This is a genomic window from Bacillus sp. J41TS8 (assembly GCF_018333035.1).
Taxonomy (GTDB): Bacteria; Bacillota; Bacilli; order Bacillales; family Bacillaceae; genus Bacillus; species Bacillus paralicheniformis.
On record NZ_BORF01000068.1, the window covers coordinates 1 to 213 of the forward strand.

Consider the following 213-nt stretch of genomic DNA (forward strand, 5'->3'; position numbering starts at 1 on the left):
GACAAAATAGGTCGAATTTTTATAATCCGGCCTATTTTTGTCCAATTTATTCTGTTTTTTCGATGAGAGTTCTGGCGATGAGGACCTTTCCAAGTCCAATTCGCCAGCTTTTTGAGATTCATGGCAGTGAAAACAAGCATCGCCTGCATGGACAATTTTTTCTTACCCCGTAGGGTTGTCCAGCGCAGGCCATGCTTGTGTTTTAAATCCGCA

At 42.7% G+C, this 213-nt stretch carries 1 protein-coding gene; it reads right to left on the reverse strand.

The features are described from left to right. On the reverse strand, positions 1-213 hold a 213-nt coding region (locus KI350_RS23140), incomplete at both ends, for a transposase (protein ID WP_244845666.1).